This is a genomic window from Leucobacter sp. NPDC058333, from assembly GCF_042726155.1.
Lineage (GTDB): Bacteria > Actinomycetota > Actinomycetes > Actinomycetales > Microbacteriaceae > Leucobacter.
In genome coordinates this window covers 161,303-187,077 of sequence record NZ_JBHXHV010000003.1, presented here as the reverse complement: position 1 = coordinate 187,077, position 25,775 = coordinate 161,303, and the positions used below count along the sequence as shown (strand labels likewise).

Annotated in this window: 24 protein-coding genes and 3 tRNA genes; 2 read left to right on the top strand and 25 right to left on the bottom strand. The window is 65.7% G+C overall.

Translation table 11 applies throughout. The features are described 5' to 3' along the window. Positions 1–113 precede the first annotated feature (113 nt). The 13 genes from ACFWHR_RS11380 to recO form a co-directional block, all read right to left on the bottom strand. Positions 114–785 (bottom strand): ATP-dependent Clp protease proteolytic subunit, encoded by a 672-nt coding sequence (locus ACFWHR_RS11380; protein WP_382448415.1) that lies wholly within the window; start codon positions 783–785, stop codon positions 114–116. Positions 786–811: 26 nt separating this feature from the next. Further along, on the bottom strand, positions 812–1,642 hold the full coding sequence (locus tag ACFWHR_RS11375) for an ATP-dependent Clp protease proteolytic subunit (protein ID WP_382448414.1): 831 nt from the start codon (positions 1,640–1,642) through the stop codon (positions 812–814). Further along, entirely contained in the window at positions 1,545–3,086 is a 1,542-nt protein-coding gene (tig, locus tag ACFWHR_RS11370) for a trigger factor (protein WP_382448413.1), read from the bottom strand. The genes ACFWHR_RS11375 and tig overlap by 98 nt, the downstream gene beginning before the upstream one ends. A 56-nt stretch (positions 3,087–3,142) precedes the next feature. Next, positions 3,143–3,220, bottom strand: a tRNA-Pro gene (locus tag ACFWHR_RS11365). 294 nt (positions 3,221–3,514) lie between these two features. After that, positions 3,515–3,588 (bottom strand) — tRNA-Gly (locus ACFWHR_RS11360). 75 nt (positions 3,589–3,663) lie between these two features. Next, a complete protein-coding gene (locus ACFWHR_RS11355) occupies positions 3,664–4,245 on the bottom strand; it encodes a gamma carbonic anhydrase family protein (protein ID WP_382448412.1) in 582 nt (193 codons plus the stop codon). A gap of 122 nt (positions 4,246–4,367) precedes the next feature. Further along, positions 4,368–4,440 (bottom strand) — tRNA-Asn (locus tag ACFWHR_RS11350). A gap of 111 nt (positions 4,441–4,551) precedes the next feature. Continuing rightward, the gene (locus ACFWHR_RS11345) at positions 4,552–5,400 is read right to left on the bottom strand and encodes an ABC transporter ATP-binding protein (RefSeq protein ID WP_382448411.1); all 849 of its coding nucleotides are present in this window, start codon (positions 5,398–5,400) and stop codon (positions 4,552–4,554) included. A gap of 94 nt (positions 5,401–5,494) precedes the next feature. Continuing rightward, entirely contained in the window at positions 5,495–7,609 is a 2,115-nt protein-coding gene (gene dnaG, locus ACFWHR_RS11340; RefSeq protein WP_382448410.1) for a DNA primase, read from the bottom strand. Between the two features lie 27 nt (positions 7,610–7,636). Further along, positions 7,637–8,896, bottom strand: coding sequence for a deoxyguanosinetriphosphate triphosphohydrolase (locus ACFWHR_RS11335; protein ID WP_382448409.1), 1,260 nt, complete (start codon positions 8,894–8,896; stop codon positions 7,637–7,639). Further along, on the bottom strand, positions 8,889–10,076 hold the full coding sequence (gene dusB, locus ACFWHR_RS11330; protein WP_382448408.1) for a tRNA dihydrouridine synthase DusB: 1,188 nt from the start codon (positions 10,074–10,076) through the stop codon (positions 8,889–8,891). The genes ACFWHR_RS11335 and dusB overlap by 8 nt, the downstream gene beginning before the upstream one ends. A 20-nt stretch (positions 10,077–10,096) precedes the next feature. Further along, complete coding sequence (locus ACFWHR_RS11325; RefSeq protein WP_382448407.1) at positions 10,097–10,882, bottom strand: isoprenyl transferase; 786 nt, start codon at positions 10,880–10,882, stop codon at positions 10,097–10,099. A 36-nt stretch (positions 10,883–10,918) separates the two neighbouring features. Further along, entirely contained in the window at positions 10,919–11,641 is a 723-nt protein-coding gene (gene recO / locus ACFWHR_RS11320; protein ID WP_382448406.1) for a DNA repair protein RecO, read from the bottom strand. Positions 11,642–11,743: 102 nt separating this feature from the next. Here recO and ACFWHR_RS11315 point away from each other — a divergent pair, with 102 nt between their 5' ends. Beyond that, positions 11,744–12,511: a trimeric intracellular cation channel family protein gene (locus ACFWHR_RS11315; protein WP_382448405.1), complete on the top strand. Its 768-nt coding sequence runs from the start codon at positions 11,744–11,746 to the stop codon at positions 12,509–12,511. Between the two features lie 151 nt (positions 12,512–12,662). Here ACFWHR_RS11315 and ruvC read toward each other — a convergent pair whose 3' ends face one another. From ruvC to ACFWHR_RS11255, 12 genes are all read right to left on the bottom strand, one after another. Further along, positions 12,663–13,256 carry a crossover junction endodeoxyribonuclease RuvC gene (ruvC, locus tag ACFWHR_RS11310; protein WP_382448404.1) on the bottom strand — a complete coding sequence of 198 codons (594 nt, stop codon included), beginning with the start codon at positions 13,254–13,256 and terminating at the stop codon, positions 12,663–12,665. A 34-nt stretch (positions 13,257–13,290) separates the two neighbouring features. Beyond that, positions 13,291–14,055 carry a YebC/PmpR family DNA-binding transcriptional regulator gene (locus ACFWHR_RS11305; RefSeq protein ID WP_382448403.1) on the bottom strand — a complete coding sequence of 255 codons (765 nt, stop codon included), beginning with the start codon at positions 14,053–14,055 and terminating at the stop codon, positions 13,291–13,293. Between the two features lie 43 nt (positions 14,056–14,098). After that, positions 14,099–14,740 (bottom strand): HIT family protein, encoded by a 642-nt coding sequence (locus ACFWHR_RS11300; protein WP_382448402.1) that lies wholly within the window; start codon positions 14,738–14,740, stop codon positions 14,099–14,101. Continuing rightward, positions 14,728–16,695 (bottom strand): threonine--tRNA ligase, encoded by a 1,968-nt coding sequence (gene thrS / locus ACFWHR_RS11295; protein WP_382448401.1) that lies wholly within the window; start codon positions 16,693–16,695, stop codon positions 14,728–14,730. The genes ACFWHR_RS11300 and thrS overlap by 13 nt, the downstream gene beginning before the upstream one ends. Positions 16,696–16,782: 87 nt before the next feature. Next, the gene (locus tag ACFWHR_RS11290; protein WP_382448400.1) at positions 16,783–17,040 is read right to left on the bottom strand and encodes a hypothetical protein; all 258 of its coding nucleotides are present in this window, start codon (positions 17,038–17,040) and stop codon (positions 16,783–16,785) included. Positions 17,041–17,068: 28 nt separating this feature from the next. After that, positions 17,069–18,373: a D-arabinono-1,4-lactone oxidase gene (locus ACFWHR_RS11285; RefSeq protein WP_382448399.1), complete on the bottom strand. Its 1,305-nt coding sequence runs from the start codon at positions 18,371–18,373 to the stop codon at positions 17,069–17,071. Further along, entirely contained in the window at positions 18,370–19,611 is a 1,242-nt protein-coding gene (locus tag ACFWHR_RS11280; RefSeq protein WP_382448706.1) for an alanine racemase, read from the bottom strand. Before ACFWHR_RS11280 ends, ACFWHR_RS11285 begins: the two co-directional genes overlap by 4 nt. Before the next feature lie 5 nt (positions 19,612–19,616). Next, the gene (locus tag ACFWHR_RS11275; RefSeq protein ID WP_382448398.1) at positions 19,617–20,846 is read right to left on the bottom strand and encodes an MFS transporter; all 1,230 of its coding nucleotides are present in this window, start codon (positions 20,844–20,846) and stop codon (positions 19,617–19,619) included. A 56-nt stretch (positions 20,847–20,902) separates the two neighbouring features. Then, positions 20,903–21,520: a TetR/AcrR family transcriptional regulator gene (locus tag ACFWHR_RS11270; protein WP_382448397.1), complete on the bottom strand. Its 618-nt coding sequence runs from the start codon at positions 21,518–21,520 to the stop codon at positions 20,903–20,905. Positions 21,521–21,586: 66 nt separating this feature from the next. Then, positions 21,587–22,417: an ABC transporter ATP-binding protein gene (locus ACFWHR_RS11265; RefSeq protein WP_382448705.1), complete on the bottom strand. Its 831-nt coding sequence runs from the start codon at positions 22,415–22,417 to the stop codon at positions 21,587–21,589. 8 nt (positions 22,418–22,425) lie between these two features. Beyond that, the gene (locus ACFWHR_RS11260; protein WP_382448396.1) at positions 22,426–23,487 is read right to left on the bottom strand and encodes a FecCD family ABC transporter permease; all 1,062 of its coding nucleotides are present in this window, start codon (positions 23,485–23,487) and stop codon (positions 22,426–22,428) included. Further along, positions 23,484–24,539, bottom strand: a complete 1,056-nt coding sequence (locus tag ACFWHR_RS11255) for an iron chelate uptake ABC transporter family permease subunit (RefSeq protein WP_382448395.1) — start codon at positions 24,537–24,539, stop codon at positions 23,484–23,486. The genes ACFWHR_RS11260 and ACFWHR_RS11255 overlap by 4 nt, the downstream gene beginning before the upstream one ends. 106 nt (positions 24,540–24,645) lie before the next feature. On the opposite strand from ACFWHR_RS11255, the gene ACFWHR_RS11250 reads away from it, so the two are divergent. Next, positions 24,646–25,662, top strand: a complete 1,017-nt coding sequence (locus tag ACFWHR_RS11250) for an iron-siderophore ABC transporter substrate-binding protein (protein ID WP_382448394.1) — start codon at positions 24,646–24,648, stop codon at positions 25,660–25,662. Positions 25,663–25,775: the final 113 nt, after the last annotated feature.

Genomic DNA, 25,775 nt, shown 5'->3' with positions numbered 1-25,775 from the left:
CGAAACTCCTTCACCTACTCGGTCTGATCCGGTGTCTTCGAGACTAGCGGGAGCCTCAGACATTGACGGGCGGCGCGCCGGAGCCCCGGGGTCGCCCCCGAGGCTCCGTTCGACTACTTGGAAATAACCGGCTGCGGGTTCTTCCGGCTCGTCAGCACCTGGTCAACGAGACCGTATTCGAACGCCTCCTGTGCGCTCAGAATCTTATCGCGATCGATGTCACGATTCACCTCGGCGACGGTGCGCTTTGAGTGCTTCGAGAGCGTCTCTTCGAGCCACTCGCGCATGCGCAGGATCTCGCGAGCCTGGATCTCGATGTCGGAGGCCTGGCCGTGGCCACCCTGGCCGCTCGACGGCTGATGAATCAGCACGCGAGCGTTCGGCAGCGCGAGGCGCTTGCCCGGCGTTCCGCCCGCGAGCAGGACGGCCGCAGCTGATGCGGCCTGACCGAGGCACACGGTCTGCACATGGGGGCGAATGTACTGCATCGTGTCGTAGATCGCCGTCATCGCGGTGAACGAGCCACCGGGTGAGTTGATGTACATCGTAATGTCGCGCTCGGGATCCTGGCTCTCGAGCACCAGTAGCTGCGCCATGACGTCGTCTGCCGAGGCATCATCAACCTGCACACCGAGGAAGATGATGCGATCCTCAAAGAGCTTCGCGTAGGGATCCTGGCGCTTGTAGCCGTAGGCGGTGCGCTCCTCGAACGACGGGAGCACGTAGCGCGCCTCCGGCATCAGCAGGCTCGATCCACCGGACTGGGGCATGTATGAAGTATTCATCGAATCGATTGCTTCCTGCTGTCGCGTTAGTTGCTCGTGCCGCCGCCGCCGATGACATCGGTGGCAGAGTCGCGGATGTAATCAATGAAGCCGTATTCGAGCGCCTCGTCAGCGGTAAACCACCGGTCGCGGTCTCCGTCTTCGTTGATCTGTTCCAGAGTCTTGCCCGTCTGCGCCGCGGTGATCTCGGCGAGGCGGTTCTTCATCGAAGTGATGAGCTGAGCCTGGGTCTGGATGTCGCTCGCCGTACCGCCGAAGCCACCGTGCGGCTGGTGCAGCAGAACGCGCGCGTTCGGCGTGATGTAGCGCTTGCCCTTGGTGCCCGCGGTGAGCAGGAACTGACCCATGGAGGCCGCCATGCCGATACCGACGGTGACGATGTCGTTGGGAACGAACGACATCGTGTCGTAGATTGCCATACCCGCGGTGATCGAGCCACCGGGCGAGTTGATGTAGAGGTAGATGTCTGACTTCGGATCCTCAGCTGCGAGCAGCAGGATCTTTGCACAGATCTCATTCGCGTTATCGTCACGCACCTCGGAACCGAGCCAGATAATACGGTCCTTCAGCAGTCGTTCGAACACGCTGTTCGGTGGCGTCTGTTCAGCCATGCGGCGCTCCATTCGTTGTTGCTTGATTCGAGCGTACCGAGTCGTTCGCGCCTCGGCTGCCGTGTTCGCCGTGGGCGCATGGCGAGCGCCAAACGCAAGGATCCCCCGCCTCTCGGAAGAGGCGGGGGATCCTTGCGTACTGCGAAAGTTACTTGCCGGCTTCCTCAGCCTCGGCAGCGGCCTTCTTGGCGGCGCGCGTCGCGGCTGCCTTCTTGGCTGCTGCGGAGCGAGCGGCCTTCTTGGCATCCTCGTCGTCGGCTGCCGCGGGCTCGACGGCCTCTGCGTCAGCGGCGGCCTTCTTCGGAGCAGCCTTCTTTGCAGCGGGCTTCTTCTTCGCGGGGGCCTTCTCGGCCGCGGCGACCTCGCCTGCTGCGTCGTCAGCGTTCTCGTCGTTAGCGTTCTCGTCATCGGTGTCGACGGCGGTGAACTCGCTCAGGTCGACGGTGTTGCCGTCCTGGTCGACAACGACGGCCTTCGCGAGTGCGACCGCGAGGGCCTTGTTGCGGGTGACCTCGCCGAGGATGACGCCCATCTGGTTGCCCTGGCTGATCGCCTGGAGGAACTGGGTGGGCTCCATGCCGTACTGCTGAGCCGACTGGAAGATGTACTGCGAGAGCTCGTTCTGCGTCGGGGTAACACCCTCGGCCTCAACGATCGCGTCGAGCAGCAGCTGGAGCTGGATCTGCTCTTCAGACGACTTGCGAACCTCTGCGCGGTGCTCGTCGTCTTCAAGACGACCCTCACCCTCGAGGTGACGGTGCACCTCTTCTTCGACGAGCTCCTCGGAGACCGGGATGCCGGCCTGCTCGATGAGGGTCGAGGTGAAGAGGTCACGAGCCTGCTGGCCCTGCGCGAAGACGGAGGCCTTCGAGACCTGCTCCTTGAGGCTCTCGCGGAGCTCAGCGATCGTGTCGAACTCGCTCGCGAGCTGTGCGAACTCGTCGTCAGCCTCGGGCAGCTCGCGCTCCTTGACGGCGGTGAGCGTCAGCTCGACCTCAGCGTCCTGACCCTCGTACTCGCCGCCGAGCAGCTGCGAGGTGAAGTTCGTGGTCTCGCCAGCGGTGAGCGTCTCGACGGCCTCGTCGGTGCCGGTGAGGAGGTTGCCCGCACCAATCTCGTACGAGACGCCGCTGGCCTGGTCGACCTCGGTGCCGTCGATCGTGGCGGTGAGATCGAGTTCAACAAAATCGCCGGTCTTGGCCGGGCGATCCACGGTCACGAGAGTGCCAAAGCGCTCGCGCAGCTTGGTCAGCTCAGCGTCAACAGCAGCCTCGTCGATTTCGACGTTGTCAACGGTCAGCTTCAGGCCGTCGTACTTGGGCAGCGTGAACTCGGGGCGCACCTCGACCTCGAACGACAGCACGAGCGTGCTCTTCGGATCCTTGGCGTCAGGCCACTGCGCAACGTCAGCGGTCGGGCGGCCCATCGGGCGCTCGTCTGCCTCGGCGAGTGCTGCCTGGTAGAAGTCGTCGAGTGAGCTGTTCACCGCTTCCTGGATGACGGCTTCGCGGCCGACACGCTGGTCGATGATCGGTGCCGGCACCTTACCCTTGCGGAAGCCGGGGATCGAGACCTGCTCGGAGATGGTCTTGTACGCCTGCTTGAGGTAGGGCTCCAGCTCGTCGAGCGAAACTTCCACGCTCAGCTTGGCGCGGGTCGGAGTGAGCTTCTCAGCTGTCGTCTTCGGCAATTTGGCCTCTCATCATCAGAATGTTGTTCGGATGCCGGTTTCGGGCCGGCGGACCCTGGTCGGGGCGACAGGATTCGAACCTGCGACCTCCCGCTCCCAAAGCGGGCGCTCTAGCCAAGCTGAGCTACGCCCCGGAATACCCGGGTGATCCATTGCGATGGCGCGCGGACGCGCACAACCCGAGCAAGTCTAGCCGATCGGCGGCTGAGACGGGAGCAAGCCGCACCGAGCACCCCCTGGTGGCGACCGGAACTCCCGCCCGCGGCGACAAAAACTCCCACCCGAGGCGACAAAAACTCCGCTCAAAATCGCGTTTTAGGCGGAGTTTCTGTCGCCTCCCGAAGCGGCACCGCGCGGCGGCGGGGCGCCGGGCACGGTGGCGCGGCGCGGCAGCGCGCGGCGACCTGGCTGGCCGGAAAGAGGAGATTTGGAGGGGATGACGGGAATCGAACCCGCGTAATCAGTTTGGAAGACTGAGGCTCTACCATTGAGCTACATCCCCGAGCTGCGTGCAGCACGTGTTGCCGAAGCACCTCACCGAGCATACTGCATCGAGCGCAGCGCCACGAACGCGCATTCAGTCAGCGCGTGTCGCCGTACGGTGGTGTTCAGTGGTCGTGAGGTAGCGCTCCGAGTTCAGACGCACCGCCTCCCGGTCGTCGTCGCGCAGTTCCCGCACGACACGCCCGGGCACGCCCACCACGAGTGAGTGCGGCGGCACGATCATGCCCTGCGGAACGACAGCGCCAGCCGCGACGAGACTTCCGGCACCCACCACTGCACCGGTGAGCACCGTCGCGTGCATGCCGATGAGGCAACCGTCCTCGATCGTCGCACCGTGAATCATCGCGAGGTGCCCAACGGATACGTCATTGCCGATCACCGCGGCGTCCCCGTGCTGCGTGTGCACGACCGCACCGTCTTGAATGTTGGTTCGCTCCCCCACGCGCACCGCGTCGGAGTCACCGCGCAGCACTGCGTTGTACCAAACGCTCGAGCGCGCGCCGATGCGCACATTGCCGACAACTACGGCGCCAGGTGCGATCCACGCCGCTTCGTCGACCTCTGGCGATCCGTAGGGCGCGACCGCGATGATCCGGCCCCGGTCGCCGGGCACAGAAACAGCAGCACCCGCCGCGCGATCAGATTCCCAGGTCATTGTGTCCCCCGCCGACGAAGATAAAAATGAAGCAGAACAAAAGAGCACAGCACAGCTGCCAGTTGACAAAACTACCTGCCGAAACGAAAAAGCCCCTACCGCAAGGGTAAGGGCTTTGATCGCTCCCCCGGCTGGGCTCGAACCAGCGACATCCTGATTAACAGTCAAGCGCTCTGCCAACTGAGCTACAGGGGATCATTGCGACTGCAACCAGACTAGATTAGCAAGCCGCGATGTGCGTGTGCAAATCAGGTCGGCCCGGGCGATTCCCGGACGACGGACGGTGATACTCCCGCCGATTTACGGCTACTCCTCCGCTATCTCGTCGTAGGCCGTCGCTCGCAGCGCCTGCGCGAGGCGCTGCACGTAGCCGTGATCGGCGTTGCGGAAGATCTCATTGATATCGCCGCGACCCACGAGCCGCCCCTGCTGCATCACGAGCACGTCTTGCACGAGCGCTTCGAGCATGCCGATGTCGTGACTGATTAGCAGCATCGTCGCGTCGGTGCGTTCCCGATACCAGCGCAGCAGCTCCACAATCTTCGGGCGGTTGTTGGCGTCGACGCCGAGAGTCGGCTCGTCGGCGATCAACAGTCTGGGATCAAGCATCAGCGACCGCATCACTGCGACCCGCTGCCGCTGCCCCTTGGAGAGTTCGTACGGATACTCCTGCAGCTTCGCCAGCGGAAGCGCGACGATGTCCATCATTTCGGCGATGCGCTCACCGAGCACGTCGCGATCGAAATGTTTGCTGCGCTCCACGATCGGCTCGAACAGAATGTCACCTACGTTGAGTTCGGGAGTGAGCGTCGCCCCAGCGTCTTGCGACAGATGCCCGACGTACGCGGTGAGACGCGCACGCGTGCGCCGTCCCAGCCGCTTCATGGGCACGTCCATCACACTCGCCTCGCCGCCGGTGAGGCGGATCCTGCCCGATTTCTCAGTCGCTTCGTTCGCGCGACCGGCGAGGAACTTAGCGAGCGTCGACTTCCCCGATCCGCTCTCACCGAGCAGCGCGAACACGTCGCCACGGGCGACGTCGAACGTCAGCCCCTCGACCGCCTCGAATTCGCGCCCGCCGGCATGAGCCGGGTATGACAGCGAAAGATCAGAGACGCGGATCGTGGGGTCGGCGTCGACTACGGGGTGGGGCATCCTGAAATCTCCTCGGGGGTTCGGGGTGTGCTCCGTCTGTCCAGCAGCCTAGGGCATGGCGCGGCGGCCGCGCGGGTGCGAGTCGGCTCGCCGCTCAATCGCCGCGCAGACTGCGACGCGCGGCTTCGAGGGCGACGAGCTGCTCCTGAATGCGTCGGGCACGCGGATCGCCGGAGTCACCGATGCGTTGATGCCGCGCGAGCAGTTCGCGTTTCAGCTCTACTAGATCTCGGTCGAGTAGCGAGACAACAACGTCTCGGGAGTAGGCCGCAAGCTGGTCGAGGTTGCGCTGCGGCATCGGGGCTATCGCGAGCTCGCGGATCAACCCGTGGTGGGTGTCGGGCGCGGCACCGAGCACCGATTCCAACCACGTTGGCGTGCCGAGGGAACCCAGCGCCGCGCCCATCGCGTCTCGCACGATGTGCAGATCGGGATCGAGCACCTGCGCCGTGACCGCCTGCTGCATCAACTCTGCACCGACCGATTCGCCCTGCTGCATCATCGCCATCAGAGCGTCCCGCTCGAGCCACGTCGTGGGTGCGTTGCGAAGTGAGGACAACCCGATGCGCCTGGCCGGGGCGGGCGCCGGATCACCGTACGCGTCTCCCTGACCGCCGTATTGGTCGCCGAATCGACCGTCGAGCTGGTCGCCGCGGTCGTCGTACTGATCGCTCGGCCCGTCGCCGTAGTGGTCGACGCCGCTCTGCCGCGCGGACCGTCGCTGACCGCCGCTGCGCTGCTGCTCCGGCTGCCCTTGCCGGGACTGCTGCCCCTGTTGATTCGAGCGAGCCTGCTGCGGAGTCGGCTGTTGCTGGCGCTGCTGCTGGGTGCCGCGTTGCTGCGACGGCTGCTGCTGCCGCTCGCGATCGTTTGCGCGATCATTGCTTCGTGGCGCCCGCTCTGCGGCGCGCACCGCCTGCTGCACTTCGCCGAGCTCGGCGCCGAGCATCCGCGTGAGTTCTCGCGTGTATCCGGGCCGAAGCGACGGATCTTTGATCTCTGCAATGATCGGCGCGGCCTCGCGCAGCGCAGCGACGCGTCCTTCAACGCTGTTGAGATCGAAGCGAGCAATCGCCTGGCGAAGCGCAAATTCGAACAGGGGCTGCTTACGCGTGAACAATTCGCGCACCGCCTCGTCGCCGCGGTGCTGACGCAGGTCCGACGGGTCGAGCCCTTCGGGCGCCACTGCAACATACGTCTGCGCAGTGAACCGTCGCTCTTCGCTGAACGCACGCAGCGCCGCCTTTTGGCCAGCCTCATCGGGGTCGAAGGTGAAGATCACCTCGGCCGCGGAGTCGTCACCCATGATGCGCCGCAGCACGGCGATGTGGTCCTTGCCAAATGCCGTGCCACAGGTGGCGACCGCGGTCTCGATACCTGCCAGGTGGCAGGCCATCACATCGGTGTATCCCTCGACCACGACGGCGCGCTTGCCGCGCGAGATCGCGCGTTTCGCGAGATCGAGCCCGTAGAGCACCTGGGACTTGTGATAGACGGGAGACTCGGGCGTGTTCAGGTACTTCGGGCCGTTGTCGTCCTCGTACAGCTTGCGCGCGCCAAACCCGAGAGTCTGTCCGCTGGTATCTCGGATGGGCCACACGATGCGTCCGCGGAAGCGATCGTAGGCGCCGCGCTGTCCCTCGGAGGCGAGACCCGAGAGCACGAGTTCCTGGGGAGTGTAGCCAAGACCGCGCAGGTGCCCGCTCATGCCGTCCCAGCCCCGCGGGGCGTACCCCACCCCGAATCGCTCACAGGCAGCCGCGTCGAAACCGCGCTGCCCGAGAAACTCTCGCGCTGTCGCAGCTTCGTCCCCGGCCAGCTGCTCGACGAAGTACGCCGCGGCCGCGGTATTCGCGGCGAGTAAGCGCGCGCGATTCGGGCCGTCTTCGCGCGAGAAGTTCCCTTCTTCGTATGTCAGGCCGTAGTGGATGCGCGCGGCAAGACGCTCGACTGTCTCGGCAAACGTGAGGTGATCCATGCGCTGCACGAACGTGAATGCGTCTCCGGACTCACCGCAGCCAAAGCAGTGGTAGTACCCGAGCGCGGGCCGCACGTGAAAGCTGGGGCTGCGCTCGTCGTGGAAGGGGCACAGGCCCTTCATCGAGTCGATGCCAGCGCTCTTCAGCGTGACGTAGTCACCCACGAGATCGGCAAGGTTGGTGCGGCGCTTCACTTCCTCGATATCGCTCGCACGGATCCGACCTGCCATAGCTGCTCAGTCTAGTGCTGTGAGATTTCAGACGAGCGGAACATCACACAGCCGCCGGTGCCAGGTGATCGCGGACTGGTCTGTGAGCGACGCGACCTGATCGACGATGGCGCGGCGGCGGCCAGCATCGTCGGCCGCGGCAAGGAAATCGGCCGCGAACGCTGGCTCGAGTTCGCTCTCCCCCGAGTCCCACAACACCTCGAGCAATTCGCTCAGTAGATCGCGCTGACGCCGGTACGTTGGCTGTCGCCGGCCGCTCGCCATCACGAACGCTGCAACGATACCCTTGAGCACGGCGATTTCGGCGCGGATCTCGCGCGGCACGATGATCGACGCGCCATACCGAGCGAGCGACGCACCATCTGCGGCCTCGAGCGTCGCGGCGATTGACGCGCGCGCGAACCGCCCGATCATCTCGCTCGTGAAATTCTTGAGCTGCGCCTGATGGGCGCGCGACTCGTCCCAGCGCCGCAGCCAGGTCTCCGATTCGGAAATGCGATTGTAGGCCGCCCCCAGCTCATCGCTCGTGTAGGTGCCCCCGGCCCACTCAGACACCGCGCGAATCAACGAGTCATGACCGGAACGCGCCGTCAAGATCTCGGGGTCAATGAACCCGCTCACCACTGCGTCTTCAAAGTCGTGCACAGAGTAAGCGATGTCGTCGGAGAGATCCATCACTTGCGCCTCTGCGCACTTGCGGCGCTCGGGGGCACCCTCGCGCAACCAGTTGAAGATCGGAGCGTCGTCACCGAAGTAGCCGAACTTCACACTTCCCGGCGCGGCCTCTGCAAGGCTCCACGGGTACTTGCAGCTCGCGTCGAGCGTGGCGCGCGTCAGATTGAGCCCGACGCTCACGCCGTCGTCCGTGAAGCGTTTGGGTTCGAGACGCGCCAGCACGCGGAGCGTCTGGGCGTTGCCCTCGAAGCCGCCAGCGTCTGCCGCCCAAGCGTTCAACGCCTTCTCGCCGTTGTGCCCGAACGGCGGGTGACCGAGGTCGTGCGCGAGGCACGCCGTATCCACGACGTCTTGCGCAAGGCGGAGCGATACGGCCAGTTCGCGCCCGACCTGCGCGACCTCGAGCGAGTGCGTCAGTCGATTGCGTGCGAAATCAATGCCCGCCGTCGGGCTCAGCACCTGCGTTTTGGCGGCGAGCCGCCGCCACCCGCTCGAGTGCAACACGCGAGCGCGATCCCGTGCAAAATCGCTGCGGGCACCCGCATGAGTCTCGGGCACGAAGCGCTCGGCGTCGGCCTCGCTGTATCCCTCTGGGAGCGCTGTATTAGCCACCTGAGTCGTCTCGCTCGGCTTCAGCGAGGTCGTCGAAGTTGATGCCCTCACTCGTGCGGCTCTCAAGCCAGCGATCGGGCAGCACGACGCGCTTGGGGCTCCCAGCGCGGCCGCGCTGACCCTCGGCGCCCTCACCCGGGTATGGCAATGAGGCGTCCATCGTCGCGAAGAGGTCGTCCATCTGCGCGAGCGACTCGACCGCCGCGAGCGCGCGGCGCGTGTCACCGCCGACGCCGTAGCCCTTGAAATACCAGGCGACGTGCTTGCGAATATCGCGGCAGGCGTGCGGTTCGTCGCCGTCGTGGAATTCGACGAGCAGCTCGGTATGACGGCGCATGGCCTCCATCACGAAGCCGAGCGGCGGCTTGGCGATGGCAGCTTTCGCTTCGTCGGCGCTGATCTCGCCCGCCTCGGCACGGAATGCCGCGGCAAGATCGCCGAACAGCCAGGGCCGACCGAGGCAGCCACGACCGACAACGACCCCGTCGCATCCGGTTTCGTGCACCATGCGAATCGCGTCTTCGGCAGACCAAATGTCGCCGTTGCCAAGCACCGGCACGCTCGTGATCGTCTGCTTGAGAGTGGCGATCGAGCTCCAGTCAGCGTGACCCGAGTAAAACTGATTGGCGGTGCGACCGTGCAGCGCGATCGCCGCGACCCCGGCGGCTTCGGCGGCACGCGCCGCGTCGAGGAACGTGAGGTGATCCTCATCGATGCCCTTGCGCATCTTGACCGTCAGCGGAATGTCACCAGCGGCCCGCACGGCGCCCTCGACGATCGCACGGAACAGATCACTCTTCCAGGGCAGCGCTGAGCCACCACCCTTGCGGGTGACCTTTGGAACCGGGCACCCAAAGTTCAGGTCGATGTGGTCCGCGAGATCTTGATCGACGAGAAATCGCACGGCCTCGGACACCGTCTTCGGGTCGACGCCGTAGAGCTGAATCGACCGAGTCGTTTCGCTTTCGTGGTGCTTGATGAGGCGCAGCGACGCCGGGGTGCGCTCGACGAGCGCACGACTCGTGATCATTTCGCTTACGTAGAGCCCCGCGCCGTATTCGCGGCAGAGGCGACGGAACGCGGTATTGGTAATGCCGGCCATGGGCGCGAGCACGACGGGCACGTCGAGTGCGAGCGGGCCGATGCGCAGGCGGGCGTCATCGAGAGTCTGGGAAGTCATATCCCCACTATTCTCGCAGATCAGGATCCGTTGGGCGTATCGACCGCGCCTCCGAAGCGGCGATCGCGATCGTGATAGATGCCGATCGCCTCCCACAGCTGTTGCCTGCCGAAGTCTGGCCAGAGCGTGTCGAGAAACACCATTTCGGCATAGGCCGACTGCCAGAGCATGAAATTGCTCGTGCGCTGCTCCCCTGAGCTGCGCAGAAACAGGTCAACGTTCGGCAGTTCAGGCACGTACAGGTGACGTTCAATGGTGCGCTCGGTGATGCCGTTCGGAGAGAGTCGACCGGCGCGCACCTCGGCCGCAATGCTGCGCACCGCATCGGTGATCTCGTTGCGCCCACCGTAGTTCACGCACATCGTCAGCGTGAGTCCCGTGTTCGACGCCGTAGCGCGCTCAGATGCCTGCAATTCATTGATGACCGAGCCCCAGAGCTTCGGGCGCCGCCCCGCCCACCGCATGCGCACGTTCCAGGCGTCGAGCTGCGCCCGGCGACGGCGCAGCACGTCGCGGTTGAACCCCATGAGAAATCGCACCTCATCCGGCGACCGCCGCCAGTTCTCCGTGGAGAACGCATACACGCTGAGGTGACCTACCCCGGCCTGGATCGCGCCTGCAACCACGTCGAGCAACGCCTGCTCCCCCATGCGGTGTCCCTCGACGCGGGCGAGCCCGCGCCGATTCGCCCACCGACCGTTGCCGTCCATCACGATGGCGACGTGCTGGGGCGGTGCCCCCCTGAATGTGGGCGGCTGCTCACCGGTCCAGTCGACCGGCACGAGCGTTGCTGGAGCGCGGTGCATGCCTGCCAGTGTAGAGGCGCGCGTGGGGGCGATTGTTCAACGCCTCGGCGCACTGAACGAACGAAGCCCGCGTTCGAGTTGCCACTGCGTGTAGGCGGCAGTGATACCGGCGGCCTGGCCGCGCTCACGCTCGCTTGCGGTGAGCGCCGCGTCCCAGTCCCCGGCGAGCAGCGCCCCGAGCAGGTCGATGCTGCCTGCGTCGAGTCGGGGTGAACCCGGCGTGCGGCAGTTTTCGCAGACGACACCGCCGAGCTGCACCACGACGGCCGTGTGCGGGCCTGGGGCGCCGCATCGCACACAGTCCACGAAGCCGGGGGTCCAACCAGCGATCGAGAGCGCGCGCAGCAGGTATCCGTCGCGCACGAGCTCGGGCGGGATGCGAGCGCCAGCGAGCGTTCGTAGCGCGCCAACGAGCAGTCGGTACAGCTCGCGCGATGGGTCGCCCTCGGCCAGTCGCTCGGCGGTCTCGACGATCACACTTCCGGCTCGATAGCGGTCGTAGTCGGCGCTGATAGCTGGACCGTACGCCCCCAGCGTTTCCGCCTGCGTAATGGTGTCGAGCGTGCGCCCCTCAAAGCACTGCACATCGGCGACCATGAACGGCTCGAGCCGCGCACCGAACTTTGACGACGTGCGGCGAACCCCCTTGGCGACCGCGCGTAAAAGACCGCGCCCGGGCGTAAACATCGTGACAATGCGGTCGGCCTCGCCCAGCTTGTGGGTGCGAAGCACGACGCCTTGTTCGCGATACAGGGGCACAGGTCAAGTATCTCGCACGTCGCTGTGGCCGGGCTCTGGCGGGAGAGCCAAATGCCAGCTGTGGGCGTGGTGAGCGCCCCGCGCGTGCGCAAGAATGGGGCTGTGATCGACGAAACATTTCACCTTCCGCTCTACGCGGATCTTGCCGCAGTCGGCGTGGGCAGCCTGCAAGGCGCGCTGTTCGCCGCCGGTTTCAAGCGCATCGATCTGCTCGGCGTCGCGATCATCGGGATCTTCTCTGGCATCGGCGGCGGCTTTTTGCGCGATGTCTTTCTCGGTTCAACGCCGGCGGCGTTCTCAGACAACTGGTATTTGATCGTCGCGACCGGTGCGGCCTTCATCGGCATGCTGCTGCAGCGGCTGCTCGAGAGAGTGGACCCCGTCATCACCGTGCTCGATGCAATCAGCATTGGCATGTTCGGCGCGATCGGCACCACGAAGGCGCTAGCGCTCGGGCTGCCCGTGATTCCCGCGCTGTTTATCGGGACAGTATCTGCCGTTGGCGGTGGCGTGCTGCGCGACCTGATGCTGAACATTCCCATCGCGCTGATGCACGTGGGCTCGCTCTACGCCGTGGCGAGCCTCGCGGGCGTCGCGGTGTTGACCGGATTGCTGGCCGTGGGCGTCGCGGTGATTCCCGCGGGCATTGTCTGTGTCGTCGTCACGGCGCTCGTGCGGTTGCTCGCGGTGCGGTTCGGGTGGAGCCTGCCCGAGCAGCGTGCGCTCAGCCGCATTCGCCTACGCCGTCAGCGCCAGGTCGAGCAGGTCATCGAAGAGGCGCTGCACACGGGCACCATCACGCTCCCGATCACCCTTCCAGACCCCAAAACCCCAGACTCCGACACCCCATACCCCGAATCCCCCCGCTAGCGCCCGACGCGACCCCTGTTCTGTCGTCCACTCGACCCCTGTTCTGTCGTCCCAAATAATCCCTTCGCGAACCTGATCGGATCATTTGGGACGACAGAAGGAGCGAGAGGGGGCTTAGGGGGGGGCTAGGGGGCACGAGGGGGTAGGGGCACTAGGACCTCGGGCCCGTGCGGCGGCGGCCGACCTTGGCCTCGGCCTCGCGCCAGGCGCGCTGGGCCGGAGTTTCTCCTGCGGGAGCGGCACCGCGCGCCGAGCGGTCGGCCGTGCCGCCACGCGAGAGGTGCCACGCGTGCGTGATCGCGAGCGCAAGCGCATCGGCGGCATCGGCCGGTTTCGGCGGCGCGGCGAGGTTCAAGAGCCGCGTCACCATGGTGGTCACCTGCGCCTTGTCGGCACTGCCGTACCCGGTGACCTGCGCCTTCACCTCGTTGGGGGTGTAGAGCGCAACGGGTATGCCGCGGCGCTCGGCGAGAAACATCACGACACCGCTGATCTGGGCGACACCCATCACGCTCGGGAGGTTCTGCTGCGCGAAGACGCGTTCGAGCGCGATCGCCGCGGGTTTCTCACCGTCGAGCAGGCGCTCGATCGCGGAGCCCAACTGATGCAGGCGCGCTGGCAGTGGCGCGCTGGCAGGGCTGCCCAGCACCTCCACGTGCTCAAACGTGACGCGACGCCCGGCACCGGCGGTCACCACGCCGATGCCGCAGCGAGTCAATCCGGGATCGATCCCGATAATGCGCATCGTGGGTTCCGCTGAGCCGGGCGTCGCAGCCCCGCTACTCGTCTTCTGCGAGTTCGGCCTGCACCTCGGCGGTGAGGTCAAAGTTCGCGAACACGTTTTGCACGTCGTCGCTGTCTTCGAGGGCCTCGATCAACCTGAAGACCTTGCGGGCGGTATCGGCGTCAACTTCGACTTTCAGGCTCGGTACGAACTCGGCATCCGCTGAGTCGTAGTCGATGCCCGCGTCGACGAGCGCGGTACGCGCCGCAACCAGCTCTGATGGGTCGGTGATCACGTCGAACGTCTCACCGTTCGGGGCGGTGTTCACTTCTTCGGCGCCTGCCTCGAGAACGGCGGTCAGCACGTCGTCTTCGGTGGTGCCCTCGGTCGGCACCACGATGACGCCCTTGCGCGCGAAGTTGTATGCGACGCTCCCGGGGTCGGCGAGCGTGCCGTTGTTGCGGTTCAGCGCGGTGCGCACCTCTGCTGCAGCGCGGTTCTTGTTGTCGGTGAGGCACTCGATCATGAGGGCGACGCCGTTCGGTCCATAAGCTTCGTAGACGATTGTCATGTACTCGACGGCGTCACCGTCGAGACCCGCGCCGCGCTTGATCGCGCGATCGATGTTGTCGCCGGGAACCGAGTTCTTCTTCGCCTTCTGCACGGCGTCGACGAGGGTGGGGTTGCCCGAGAGATCGGCGCCGCCGATGCGGGCTGCAACCTCAATGTTCTTGATGTACTTGGCGAACGCCTTCGCGCGCCGAGAGTCGATGACGGCCTTCTTGTGCTTGGTCGTCGCCCACTTGGAGTGTCCTGACACGGGAGCTCCTCTTTGATAGTTGCTGAAACGGGTGGTCTGAGTATCAGTCTAGGGTCGCGGGCGGCCAGGCATCGGCGAACAGCTCGCGCACATCACCGAGCAGCTGCGGCATTGCCTTCGACTTTGCGATGATCGGGAAAAAGTTCGCGTCTGACGTCCACCGCGGCACGATGTGCTGATGCAGGTGCGCGGCAACACCCGCACCTGCCGCTTCGCCCTGGTTCATGCCGATGTTGAAGCCGTCGCAATTCAGGGTCGCCCGAGCAACTCGCATGGCGGTCTGCGTCAGCGTGCCGATCTCCGCGATTTCAGCCTCGTTCGCCTCGTCGTACGTCGCGATGTGTCGGTACGGACAGACGAGCATGTGCCCGCTGTTGTAGGGAAACAGGTTGAGCAACACATACGCGTGTTCGCCTCGCGCCACGATCAGCGCGTCTGCGTCGCTGCGCTCCGGCGCGGCGCAAAACGGGCAATCGTGCTGCTTCGGCTGATGGTGATCCGACACGTAGACCATTCGGTGCGGCACCCACAAGCGCTGCAGATGGTCGGCGACGCCCACGGCACCGCTTTCATCAACCGACTCGACGCGGGGCGCAGACTCGACGCGAGGCGCAGACTCGACGCCCGCAGCCGACTCGACTCGCGACGCAGGCTCCCCCGCCTCGCCCGCGTCTACTCCGACCATGCCGTGGAGATCTGCTCGTGCCGGCGAATCGCGCCGGTGATGCGCTCGATCGCCTCGGCGACGGGCACACCGTTCATTTGCGTACCGTCGCGGAACCGGAAGCTTACGGCGCCGGCCTCGCGATCCTCCTCGCCAGCGATCAGCTGGAATGGAATCTTCGCCTTGGTGTGCGTACGAATCTTCTTCGGCATCCGGTCGTCGCTGTGGTCGACCTCGGCGCGCACGCCCTGCTCGCGCAGCTGCGCAATGACACCGTCGAGGTACTCGCCGTAGTGCTCGGCGACGGGAATGCCAACAACCTGTGTGGGCGAGAGCCACACGGGGAACGCACCGGCGTAGTGCTCGAGCAGAATCGCGAAGAACCGCTCGACCGAGCCCAACAGGGCACGGTGAATCATGATCGGCTGCTTGCGCGTGCCGTCGGCCGCCGCGTATTCAAGTTCGAAGAGTTCCGGCTGGTTGAAGTCGAGCTGCACCGTCGAGAGCTGCCAGGTGCGTCCAATCGCGTCGCGCGCCTGCACCGAGATCTTCGGGCCGTAGAACGCCGCGCCACCGGGGTCAGCGACGAGCTCCAGGCCCGACTCTTCGCCCACCTCGCGGAGGGTCTCGGTGGCGAGTTCCCACTGCTCGTCGGAGCCGACCGACTTTTCGGGGTCCCGGGTCGACAGTTCAAGGTAGAAGTCATTCAATCCGTACGCGCGCAGCGTCGAGAACACGAACTCGAGCTGCTGCTTGATCTCGCCCTTGACCTGTTCGTCGGTGACGTAGATATGCGCGTCGTCCTGGGTCAAGCCGCGCACGCGCGTAAGCCCTGAGAGCGTGCCGCTCTTCTCGTAGCGGTAGACGGTGCCGAACTCGGCGAGGCGCAACGGCAGTTCTCGGTAGCTGCGCGCGCGAGCGCGGTAGATGAGGTTGTGGAACGGGCAGTTCATGGGCTTCAGGTAGTAGTCCTGGCCCTGCTTGACCACGTTGCCGTCGTCGTCGACCACCTCATCGAGGTGCATCGCGGGGAACATGCCGTCTTTGTACCAGTTCAGGTGCTGGCTCGTCTCAAACAGCGACCCCTTGGTGATGTGGGGGCTGTTGACGACCTCGTACCCGTTCTTCAGCAGCTCAGATCGCATGAAGTTCTCGATCTCGTGCCGGATGATGCCGCCCTTGGGATGGAACACCGCGAGGCCAGAACCGATCTCGTCGGGGAAGCTAAAGAGATCGAGTTCGACGCCCAGCTTGCGGTGGTCGCGCTTCGCCGCTTCCTCGAGTCGCGTCTGATAGGCGCGCAGCTCGTCTTTCGTCGGCCAGGCGGTTCCGTAGATGCGCTGCAGCATCGGGTTCTTCTCACTGCCGCGCCAGTACGCACCAGCCGACCGCATCAGCGCCCAACCATTACCGAGCACGCGTGTCGACGGTACGTGGGGGCCGCGGCAGAGATCTTTCCAGCAGAGTTCGCCGGTCTTCGGGTCAATGTTGTCGTAGATCGTGAGTTCGGCGCCGCCGACCTCGACGCTCTCGCCGTTTTCGTCTCTTGCCGAACCACCCTTGAGCCCGATGAGTTCGAGCTTGTATGGCTCGTTCGCGAGCTCAGCCCTGGCCTCGTCTTCGGTAACGACGCGACGCACGAACCGCTGCCCCTGCTTCACGATCTTCTGCATTTCAGCGGAGATTGCCTTCAGGTCGTCGGGCGTGAACGGCTCGGCCGGGTCGAAGTCGTAGTAGAAACCGTCGGTGATCGGCGGCCCAATGCCGAGACGAGCCTCGGGGTTGATGCGCTGCACGGCCTGCGCGAGCACGTGCGCCGCGGAGTGCCGCAGGATGTTCAGCCCGTCAACCGATTCGATGGAGACGGGCTCGACCGTGTCGGTCTCCGTGATTTCGGCTGCGAGATCGCGCAGCTCTCCGTTGACGCGCATCGCGACGATCGAACGTTCGGTGAATCGGGAGAAGCCATCGGCCACGGGTGAACTCCTTCGCTGTGGAGGTCGAGGAGCGCGCACGCGGAGGCGAGCGCGCAGAATCGGCGCGGTGCCGACCACCGTACGATCCTACTGCGTCGGAGCTGGGTCGATCTTCGAGTCGTCCGCGGCAGCAGAGCGATATCCGCGCCGGCCCGCGGTAAACCACACGATGGCGCCCACGAGCGGAATTGCCGCGATAAAGAAGATCCACGCGATCATCTTCGGCCAGCTGAGCTGTGGCCCAATCTTTGCGAGCGACAGGATCGCCGTAAGTCCCACCACGGCGTGCGTGAGCGCAAAGATCGCGGGCACAAAATCGATCAGCGTGGGGCCCAGTGAAGTCATGGGTTCCAGCCTACTGGCGCGATTCGCGCTACTCCCCCAGCACGCGACGCGTGTAGTCATTCGCGAACACCCGATCCGGATCGAGTGCGGCGCGGGCGGCCGAAAAGTCCGCGAATCGGGGGTAGGCGTCAGCGAGATCGCCGCTGGAGCGGCCGTGCATTTTGCCCCAGTGCGGTCGGCCCTCGTACGCGCGCATAATTGCCTCAACCTCCGTGAAATACGGTTCGGGGTCTTCCCGCCAGTAGCGGTGCACCGCGATATACGCCGACTCGCGCCCATAGGCGGTCGACAACCAGACATCGTCGGCCGCGGCGAAGCGCAGCTCGACCGGAAACGAGATGCGCCAGCGTTTCCGCTCGATCAGGCTGCGCAGCTCGCGCACGGCGGCGGGTAGCGCAGCCGCGGGTATGGCGTACTCCATCTCGCGAAAGTGCACGCGCCGCGGGCTCGTGAAGACCGCGTGCGAATCATCGGTGTACGATCGCGAACCGTAGACCGCCGACGCGAGGCGATTGATTGTCGGGGTGGCACGGGGTACAAGCCACCCCACCCCGCTCACGGCAAGGTGCGCGGCCGATCCCAGCAGCTCGTCTTCAACCCAGTTCCGGATCGCCCGTGGCCGCGCGTGCGGGGCGTGTATCGGCAGGCGAGCGTTCGATTTGGTCGACAACCGATCGGTGTGCGGCCACCAGTACGCTTCCAGGTGATCGACGGCACGAGAGCGGTCGAGCAGATCGTCAATCGCCGCAAACGGTTCTGCGCGTTCGACGGCGTGCAGCAGAAACGCGGGCACACACTGCAGCTCGATCGCCACGAGCACCCCCAGAGCCCCGAGGCCCAAGCGCGCCGCTGGGAGCATCTCGGGGCGCTCGTCCTCCGCTATTCGAGTGATGCGACCGGTACCGTCGACGAGTGTGACCCCGACGATCTGGGTGGCCAGCCCTCCGAACCTCGCCCCGGTGCCGTGGGTACCCGTCGACGTCGCCCCCGCGATTGTCTGCGCGTCGATATCGCCCATGTTTTCGAGGGCGAGCCCGAGTGGCCTGAGTAGCGCGGGAAGATCGCGCAAGCGCGTACCGGCTCCGAGCGTGACGCGTCCACTGGCCGCATCGTGCGCCAGCAACCCAGCGACTCGTGAGACGTCGACGAGCACACCCGACGTCATGGCGATGTCGCTGAAGGAGTGCCCGGCCCCGATCGCCTTCACCGTCGTGCCCGCTGCCGCGGCACGGCGCATCAAGTCGGCCACCTCGGCAGCGTTCGCGGGTGTCTCGACGCTCACTGGGCGGCAGACGGCGCTTCGCCCCCAGTTTCGCACGATCCTGCCGGTCACAGGAACGCCTTCCCCTCGCCGCGATACGTCGGAAGCTCCGCCGCAACCGCCGCGTGATCGCCCCAGTTCCCGTCGACGACGTGCAGCTCATTGACGTGCTCAGAGACCTCCCCGGACTTCGCGTGCCGCAGCCACACGCGGTCGCCCACGCGCAGGCTGTCGGCGGCATCGCCGCGAACCGGCGACTGCACTTCTCCCGCGGCCTCGCGTGTCACAAACTCGAGCCCGGGCGGCCACACCGGAATCGGCAGCCGGTCGACGCCGGGCGGCCCCGATGCGACCCAGCCGCCGCCGAGGAGTGTCGCGATGCGCGGTGCTGGCCGACGTACCACGGAGAGCGCAAAGCCCACGGCTGGAGCAGGCGTGAACGCGGTGTAATGGTCGAAGATGTGCGGCCCGAACAAACCAGATCCAGCAGCGATCTCCGTCACCGACTCATCGAGCCGCGTCGACTCGATTGACCCAGTGCCACCGCTGTTCACGAACTCGAGATCAGCATCAGATGTTCGCAAGATCGAGCGCACGAGCGACACCGCGCGCGACCGGCGCTCGGCCACGTCTGCAATCGACACGCGCTGCATAGCGCGAACCGCCGCCTTCTGAGGCCCAGCGTTTGAGACACCCGCGATTTGCGCCTCGTAGACCATGATGCCCACGAGTGCGAAGCCGGGACGTCCCACGATGGCCGCGGCGAGCTCGCCGAGCGCCGCAGGGTGCCTGATCGGTGACCGGTAGACGCCAACGTGCCCGAGCACGGGCGCGCGCAAGGAAGCATCGAGCTCGACCGCGACGCGAATCTTCGCCCGGCGACTGGGCGGCACCACGGTGTCGACGAGATCGAGCTGGGCGACGTCATCCACCATGATCGTGATCCGCGACGCAAGCTCTTCGTCGGCCGCGAGCTCCGCGAGCGCTCCCCGATCAGCCGTCGGATACGCGATCACGATGTCATCAATCCCGTGTCGCGCAAGCCATATCGCCTCGGTGAGTGTGTAGCCGAGCACCCCAGCAAATCCCGGCAGCGCCAGCACCGCCTCGAGCACCCCACGCACGCGAAGCGACTTGCTCGCCACGCGAATGGGCACGCCCTGCGCTCGCCGCACGAGATCGTGCGCGTTGTGGGCGAGCGCTCCGCGGTGAAGCACTCCGAACGGCGGGTCGAGTTCGGCGGTGGCCCGAGCGATTGCGGGCCAGTATGCGCCGGGATTACCCCACGGTTGCCCGACATCCACAGTCAGATCGATCACTGCACACTCCTTACGTTTCGCACACTCCAGGCGCCCAGTATCGAGCACACCCCACAGACGATAAACAGCGCCGTGAAACCGCCGTTCGCGCCTACGATCAACGCCCCAATCATGGGCGCGAGCGCCTGCGGCACGGCGTTCGCGATGTTCATGATGCCGAGATCCTTGCCGCGAGAAGACGCATCGGGCAGAACCTCGGTCGCGAGCGCCTGATCAACAGCGAGAAAACAGCCGTACCCGAGACCGAGCAGCACCGCTGCGCCACACGCGACCGTGAAATCTGGCCACAGCGCGAGCAGCAACCCGCCGCCCGCCTGCAGCGCTGCGGAGGCCGCGACGAACACCTTCCGCCGCCCCAGAGCGTCAGACAGCCGGCCGCACACGAGCGATGCGATGATCGTCATGACGGTATAGATGAGCGACAACAGCAGCAAATCGTCTTCGGCACCGTCGCGGCCGAGCCCGAACATCAAGAAGTAGAGCAGTAGGCTCGTCCCGAGCGCATTTCCGGTGTTCGTGAGCACGCGCGAGAGCAGCGTCCAGCCGAAATCCGGGTGTTGCCGAGGGCTGATCCAGAATCCCTGAATCACGCGTCGCACACCCCAGGGCTCTCGGTACTCCGGAGCGAGCGGCGGATCGGGCAACCGCAAGGCTGGCACCACCAGTATCACCAGCACTGCAGCGAGCCCCGCGTAGCCGGCAAAGGTGCCGGTGAGCAGCTCAGTGACGAGCAGCAACCCCACGATGAGGCCCACGCCCTGCGGCGCGGACACAAACCCAGAGACGATTCCACGTTGACGAATGGGCACCTGGTCGGCGATCAGAGCGGTGAGGGCCGCCGATAGCGCGCAGAAGCCAGTAATCGCGATCGACCAGCAGACGGCAACCCCAACAAGCGTTGTTTGCACACCAGTGAGGAGCAGGCCGATTGCAAACACCGCGGCGCCAATCGCGATCCATGGCCGGCGGCGGCCGTACCGTGACGTCGTGCGGTCAGAAAGCGCGCCGGTGAGCGGGTATGCAAGCATCGCGCACACGGCCGAGACGCCGCTCACCCCGCCGAACGCCAGCACACTGTCGATCCATCCTTCGGTGTGCACGAGCCGTTCGACCTGGGCGGGCAGCAGCAGCTGCATCGGTGCGAGCTGCGCCATCCAGACGCCGAGCCAGGCGGTCGAGAACACGGCGATCCACCCGGCCGTAACGGCTCGCTGCGGGGAACGCAACGCCTGATTATCCGCGCGCACGGGCTCCGGCGGTCCAGAGGTCGTGCGGCGGCTCATCATGCCTCGCTGACTTCAGGATCGGGTTCGGCCTGCGTCATCAGCGCAGTGACGAGCACTTCGCTCGCGACCGCGGGGACGTCGCCGTGCACGATGCGGGAGATGGTGAGCCCGTCACTCAGAGCAATTACCAGGATGGCGAGCTCCGACACTGGCGCCTTCCAGCGCATCCCCGAGGCTTCCGCTGCAGCGATCAGCAGCTCAGCGACAACCCCCTCGTATTTCAAGTATTGGAGGGCGGCGGCCGGAGATCCGGAACGAGCAGCGTGCAGCGTGAACTCAAGCATGCCGTGTTCGCGACCAGGATGCCGATCAATGGTGGCGAGATACAGGCCGAGACCGTCGCGAAGCACCGTCCCCAGATCGGGGCGGGGGGCTTCGAAACTCGGCGCCGCGAGCGCGCTCATCACGGCCTCCCGCTCCTGCTCGACCACCAGATCAATCACGGCTTCGAGCAGCGCGTCACGGGAAGGGAAGGCGTAGTGCAGGCTCGCGAGGCTCATTCCAGCCTCCGCGACGATTGCGCGAGTGGTGGCGGCCGCGAGACCGTCGCGACTGATGACCACGAGTGCCGCGTCGATCAACGCGCGGCGCCGGGATGCCACTGGAACGCGCATGCCCCTCCTCCGCGAGAATGTGGGTCAACTGTCCCAGAAGCCCGCCGAGAAAGCAAGAGTGGGAGTTCAGGAGCGAGTGCGAGCAGCCCGCGATTCGGGCACCACGAGCGGCGTACCAGTAGCCGGGTCTTCGATCACCCGGCACTTGAGCCCGAAGACGTCGTGGACGAGGTCGACGGTGACGATCTCACGCGGCGGGCCGGCCGCAACGATCTCGCCGTCTCGCATCGCGACGAGGTGCGTCGCGTAGCGCGCCGCGTGGTTCAGATCGTGCAGCACCGCGACGAGCGTGTTGCCCGACGCGTGCAAGTCGGCGAACAGGTCGAGCAGTTCGATCTGGTGGGCAATGTCGAGAAAGGTGGTCGGCTCGTCGAGAAGCAGGATCGGCGTGTGTTGCGCGAGAGCCATCGCCGCCCACACCCGCTGCCGTTGCCCGCCCGAGAGCTCATCGACGAGCCGGCTGCGCAGGTCTTCCACGTTGGTCGCGCGCATCGCCTGTTCGACGGCTTCGAAGTCATCAGTTGACCACTGCCGAATGAAACCCTGATGCGGGTACCTCCCGCGCGCCACGAGGTCTGACACCGTTATGCCCTCGGGGGCGATCGAGCTCTGCGGCAGCAGGCCGATGACGCGCGCCGCCTCCTTTGCGCGGTACGACGAGATCGCTTTCCCATCGAGCACGACACTGCCCGCCGCGGGAGTCAGGAGGCGGGCGAGCGCCCGCAACAGCGTGGACTTGCCGCAGGCGTTCGGGCCGACAATCACCGTGAATGACTGGTCGGGAATCTCCAATGAGAGATCCTTCGAAATTACCCGGCGGTCATATGCGAGCGTGACCCCCTCTGCAGTGAGTCGGGGCGCACTCGGGTCGCCGGGTGCAGGTGCGATGGAGGGCATCTCTATGGTCACAGTTGCTTCCTGGCTTCCTTGATAAGCAGGGCGATTAGATACAGGCCGCCGATCACGACCGTCACAATGCCGACGGGCACGGAGGCTGAGACCACGTGCTGCGCGATCACATCAGCCGCGAGCAGCAGCACCGCACCGACGAGCGCTGACACCCCGATCGGAATGCCCGCGCTCGCCGCAATGCGCCGGGCGATTTGCGGGGCGGAGAGTGCGATGAACGCGATTGGGCCAGTGGCCGCTGTCACGACCGCGATCATCGCTACTCCGATCACGAGCACAGCGAGCCGAGCCGGTTCCGCTCGGACTCCGTGGGCGCGCGCCGCGTCGTCGCCGAGTTCAAGCTGACGCAGTGGCGCGGCTACGAACATCGTGACGACGGCAAGCAGAGCGAGCGGAACGGCCGAAATCATCAGGCGATCCCAACCGACGAGCGAGAGCGATCCCGCACCCCAGATGGAGGCGCTCATCGCCACCTCGGTCTGAGCGCGCAGCAAGAGATAGGAATTTACGCTGTTGAGTGTCGCGGTGATGGCGATGCCCACAATAATGAGGCGGAAACCCTGGACACCTCGCCGCCACGCGAGCGCGTACACGATCACGGCGGTCACGAGCCCTCCGACCAGTGCTCCCATCGACGTCGCGATCAGCCCGCCGCCCACGAGCGTGATCACTACGATCGCCCCGGTGTAGGCGCCCGTCGAGAATCCAATAACGTCGGGGGAACCCAGCGGATTACGCGTGAGAGTCTGGAACAGGGCACCCGACACCGCGAGCGCCGCGCCAAACATAATTGCCGCGAGCACGCGCGGCAGGCGCCACTCGACGACGATCTTGCTGGCGAACCCCTGGTCACTCGTGAGGGCCGCGACAACCTGCGGCAGCGACAGCGGGTAATCTCCGAGGCTGAGTGCGACCAGCGCGACCACGACGATGGCCGCGAAGGACCCGACGCCGACGAGCATCGAGCGCCGGGGCACCAGGATCGACGCCCCCGGTAGCGGGACCCTGATCTTGCCCGCGGGGACCCAGCGCGCGGACGCAGCCGACCGGCCCGTCACAGCGCGCTCGCCCGCTGCCGGCGCACCAGCACGATCAGCACGGGGGCTCCGATGACCGCGGTCACGATACTGACCTGCAACTCCCCTGGTGGCATGATGACTCGGCCGAGCACGTCGGCGGCGAGCAGCAGCACAGGCGCGAGGAGGGCGGAGTACGCGATGATCCAGCGCTGATCTGGGCCCACCAACCACCGCGCAACGTGCGGAATCATCAGGCCTACGAACGCGATGGGCCCCGCCATCGCCGTCGCAGCGCCGCACAACAGTGTGATGGCAACGATGGCGAACACGCGCGTGCGCACTACGCGGGAACCGAGTGACCGCGCAAGATCGTCGCCGAGCGCGACCGCGTTCAACGGACGGCCGAGCAGGATCGCCGCGACGAGCCCGATGATCACGTAGGGCGCGGCGACCGCCATCGTGCTCCACCCCCGGTCCGCGAGCGTGCCAGCTTCCCAGGCGCGCATGGCGTTGTAGCCGCGCGGGTTCGCCAGCACCATGGCAGACGTGATCCCGGTGAGTACCGCACCGAGCGAAACACCGGCGAGCGTGATGCGGGCGGGGCTCACAGTGCCGCGTCCGGCGGAGCCCACGAAGAAGACCACGACCGCGGCGACGAGTGCGCCGCCAAAAGCGAACCAGATGAAATCGGTCGGTGCGGTGACTCCGAAGACCCCAACCGCTATGGCAACGGCAAACGCGGACCCGGCGTTCACGCCAAGGATCCCAGGATCGGCGAGCGGGTTTCGCGTGACGGCCTGGATCAGCGCTCCCCCAACGCCGAGTGCGGCGCCCACCAGAACGCCGAGCACCGTGCGGGGAACGCGCAATTCGAGAACGTCGCGTGCCTCGGCGTTCGAGGCGCCACCGAGCAGTGCCTGCCAGACATCAGCGAAGTCCACATCGCGCGATCCAATCGACAGACTCAGCACGAGCACCCCGACAAACGCGGCGGAGATCGCGACGAATCCGAGCATGCGGCGCCTGCCGAACCCCGCGACGCGCGTCACGGGAGCCGACGCCACACCGGCGCGCACTTGACTGATCACCACAGATGAAGCTTAGGGTGTCCTTAGCTGGATTTCGAAATGCACTGCGATTGAACGGCATAGCTCGCGCCGCGAGAAGACGACACAGTGCCACGGAAAGGACCATCACATGCGGGTCAAGCACCCCCTCATCTCCGCGCTCACGATTGGGGCGCTCAGCGCCCTCGCCCTGACCGGATGCACCGGAGCCTCTTCTGATCACGACGGCGCCGATCCGGGCGCCGCGCAATCGGGCGCCGCAGACGCGAAATTTCCGCAAACTGTTGAGACCGCCTTCGGGGACGTCACGGTGAAGGCAGCGCCGAAACGCATCGTCGCACTCGGGTGGGGCGACGCTGAGACCGCGCTCGCGCTCGGGTATCAGCCCGTCGGAGCGTCCGACTGGCTTGAATTCGGAGGCGATGGGGTCGGCCCGTGGGCCGAAGGGCTGTATGACCAGTCCCCCAAGATCATCGACACGCTTGAGCCGTCGTACGAGGCAATCGCTGCGCTCGATCCCGACCTGATTCTCGACGTGAAGGGAAGCGGCGAAAGCGAACGCAACGCGCGACTCTCGGAAATAGCGCCCACTATCGGAGTGCCGGAAGACGGCAAGAATTACCTCACCGACCAGGAGGAGCAGGTCGAGATGATCTCGACGGCGCTCGGCGTGCCCGATAAGGGAGACGCGCTACTCGACGAAGTCGACGCCGCGTATGAGGCTGCCGCGAAAGCTCACCCCGAGTGGGATGGCAAGACGGTGACCGCTGCAACCAAGACCAGCGAGGGCTGGGGCGCGTATATCGAGGACAGCAATAGAGTCGAGACACTCGAGCGCTACGGCTTCGAGCAGAACCCACAGATCGAGACCCTGCCGCTCAACGCTGAGGGATTCTCGGTGCCGATCTCAAGCGAACAGCTCGACAAGATGGAAGCGGACCTGATTGTAGCCTTTCCGATTTACATCGACACCACCGAAATCACCGACGACGCTCAGTGGAAGAAGCTGAAAGCGGTCAAGGAGGGCCGCAGTATCGTGATCGACGGCGACATCTCGGCCGCTTACTCGCTTGGCTCACCGCAGGCTGCGCTCTACACAGTCGAGCACCTCACGCCGCTCCTCGAACAGGCGCTCCCCGCGACCTAATCGCCACCGCTGCTCGGGAGTTCCGCGCTGGCCGCTGTGGGTGGGCGGTCAGCGCGGGTTTCAAGGTCCATGCGTCGCGCTCCGCACCCGTCACATCTGACGTAGAGCACGAA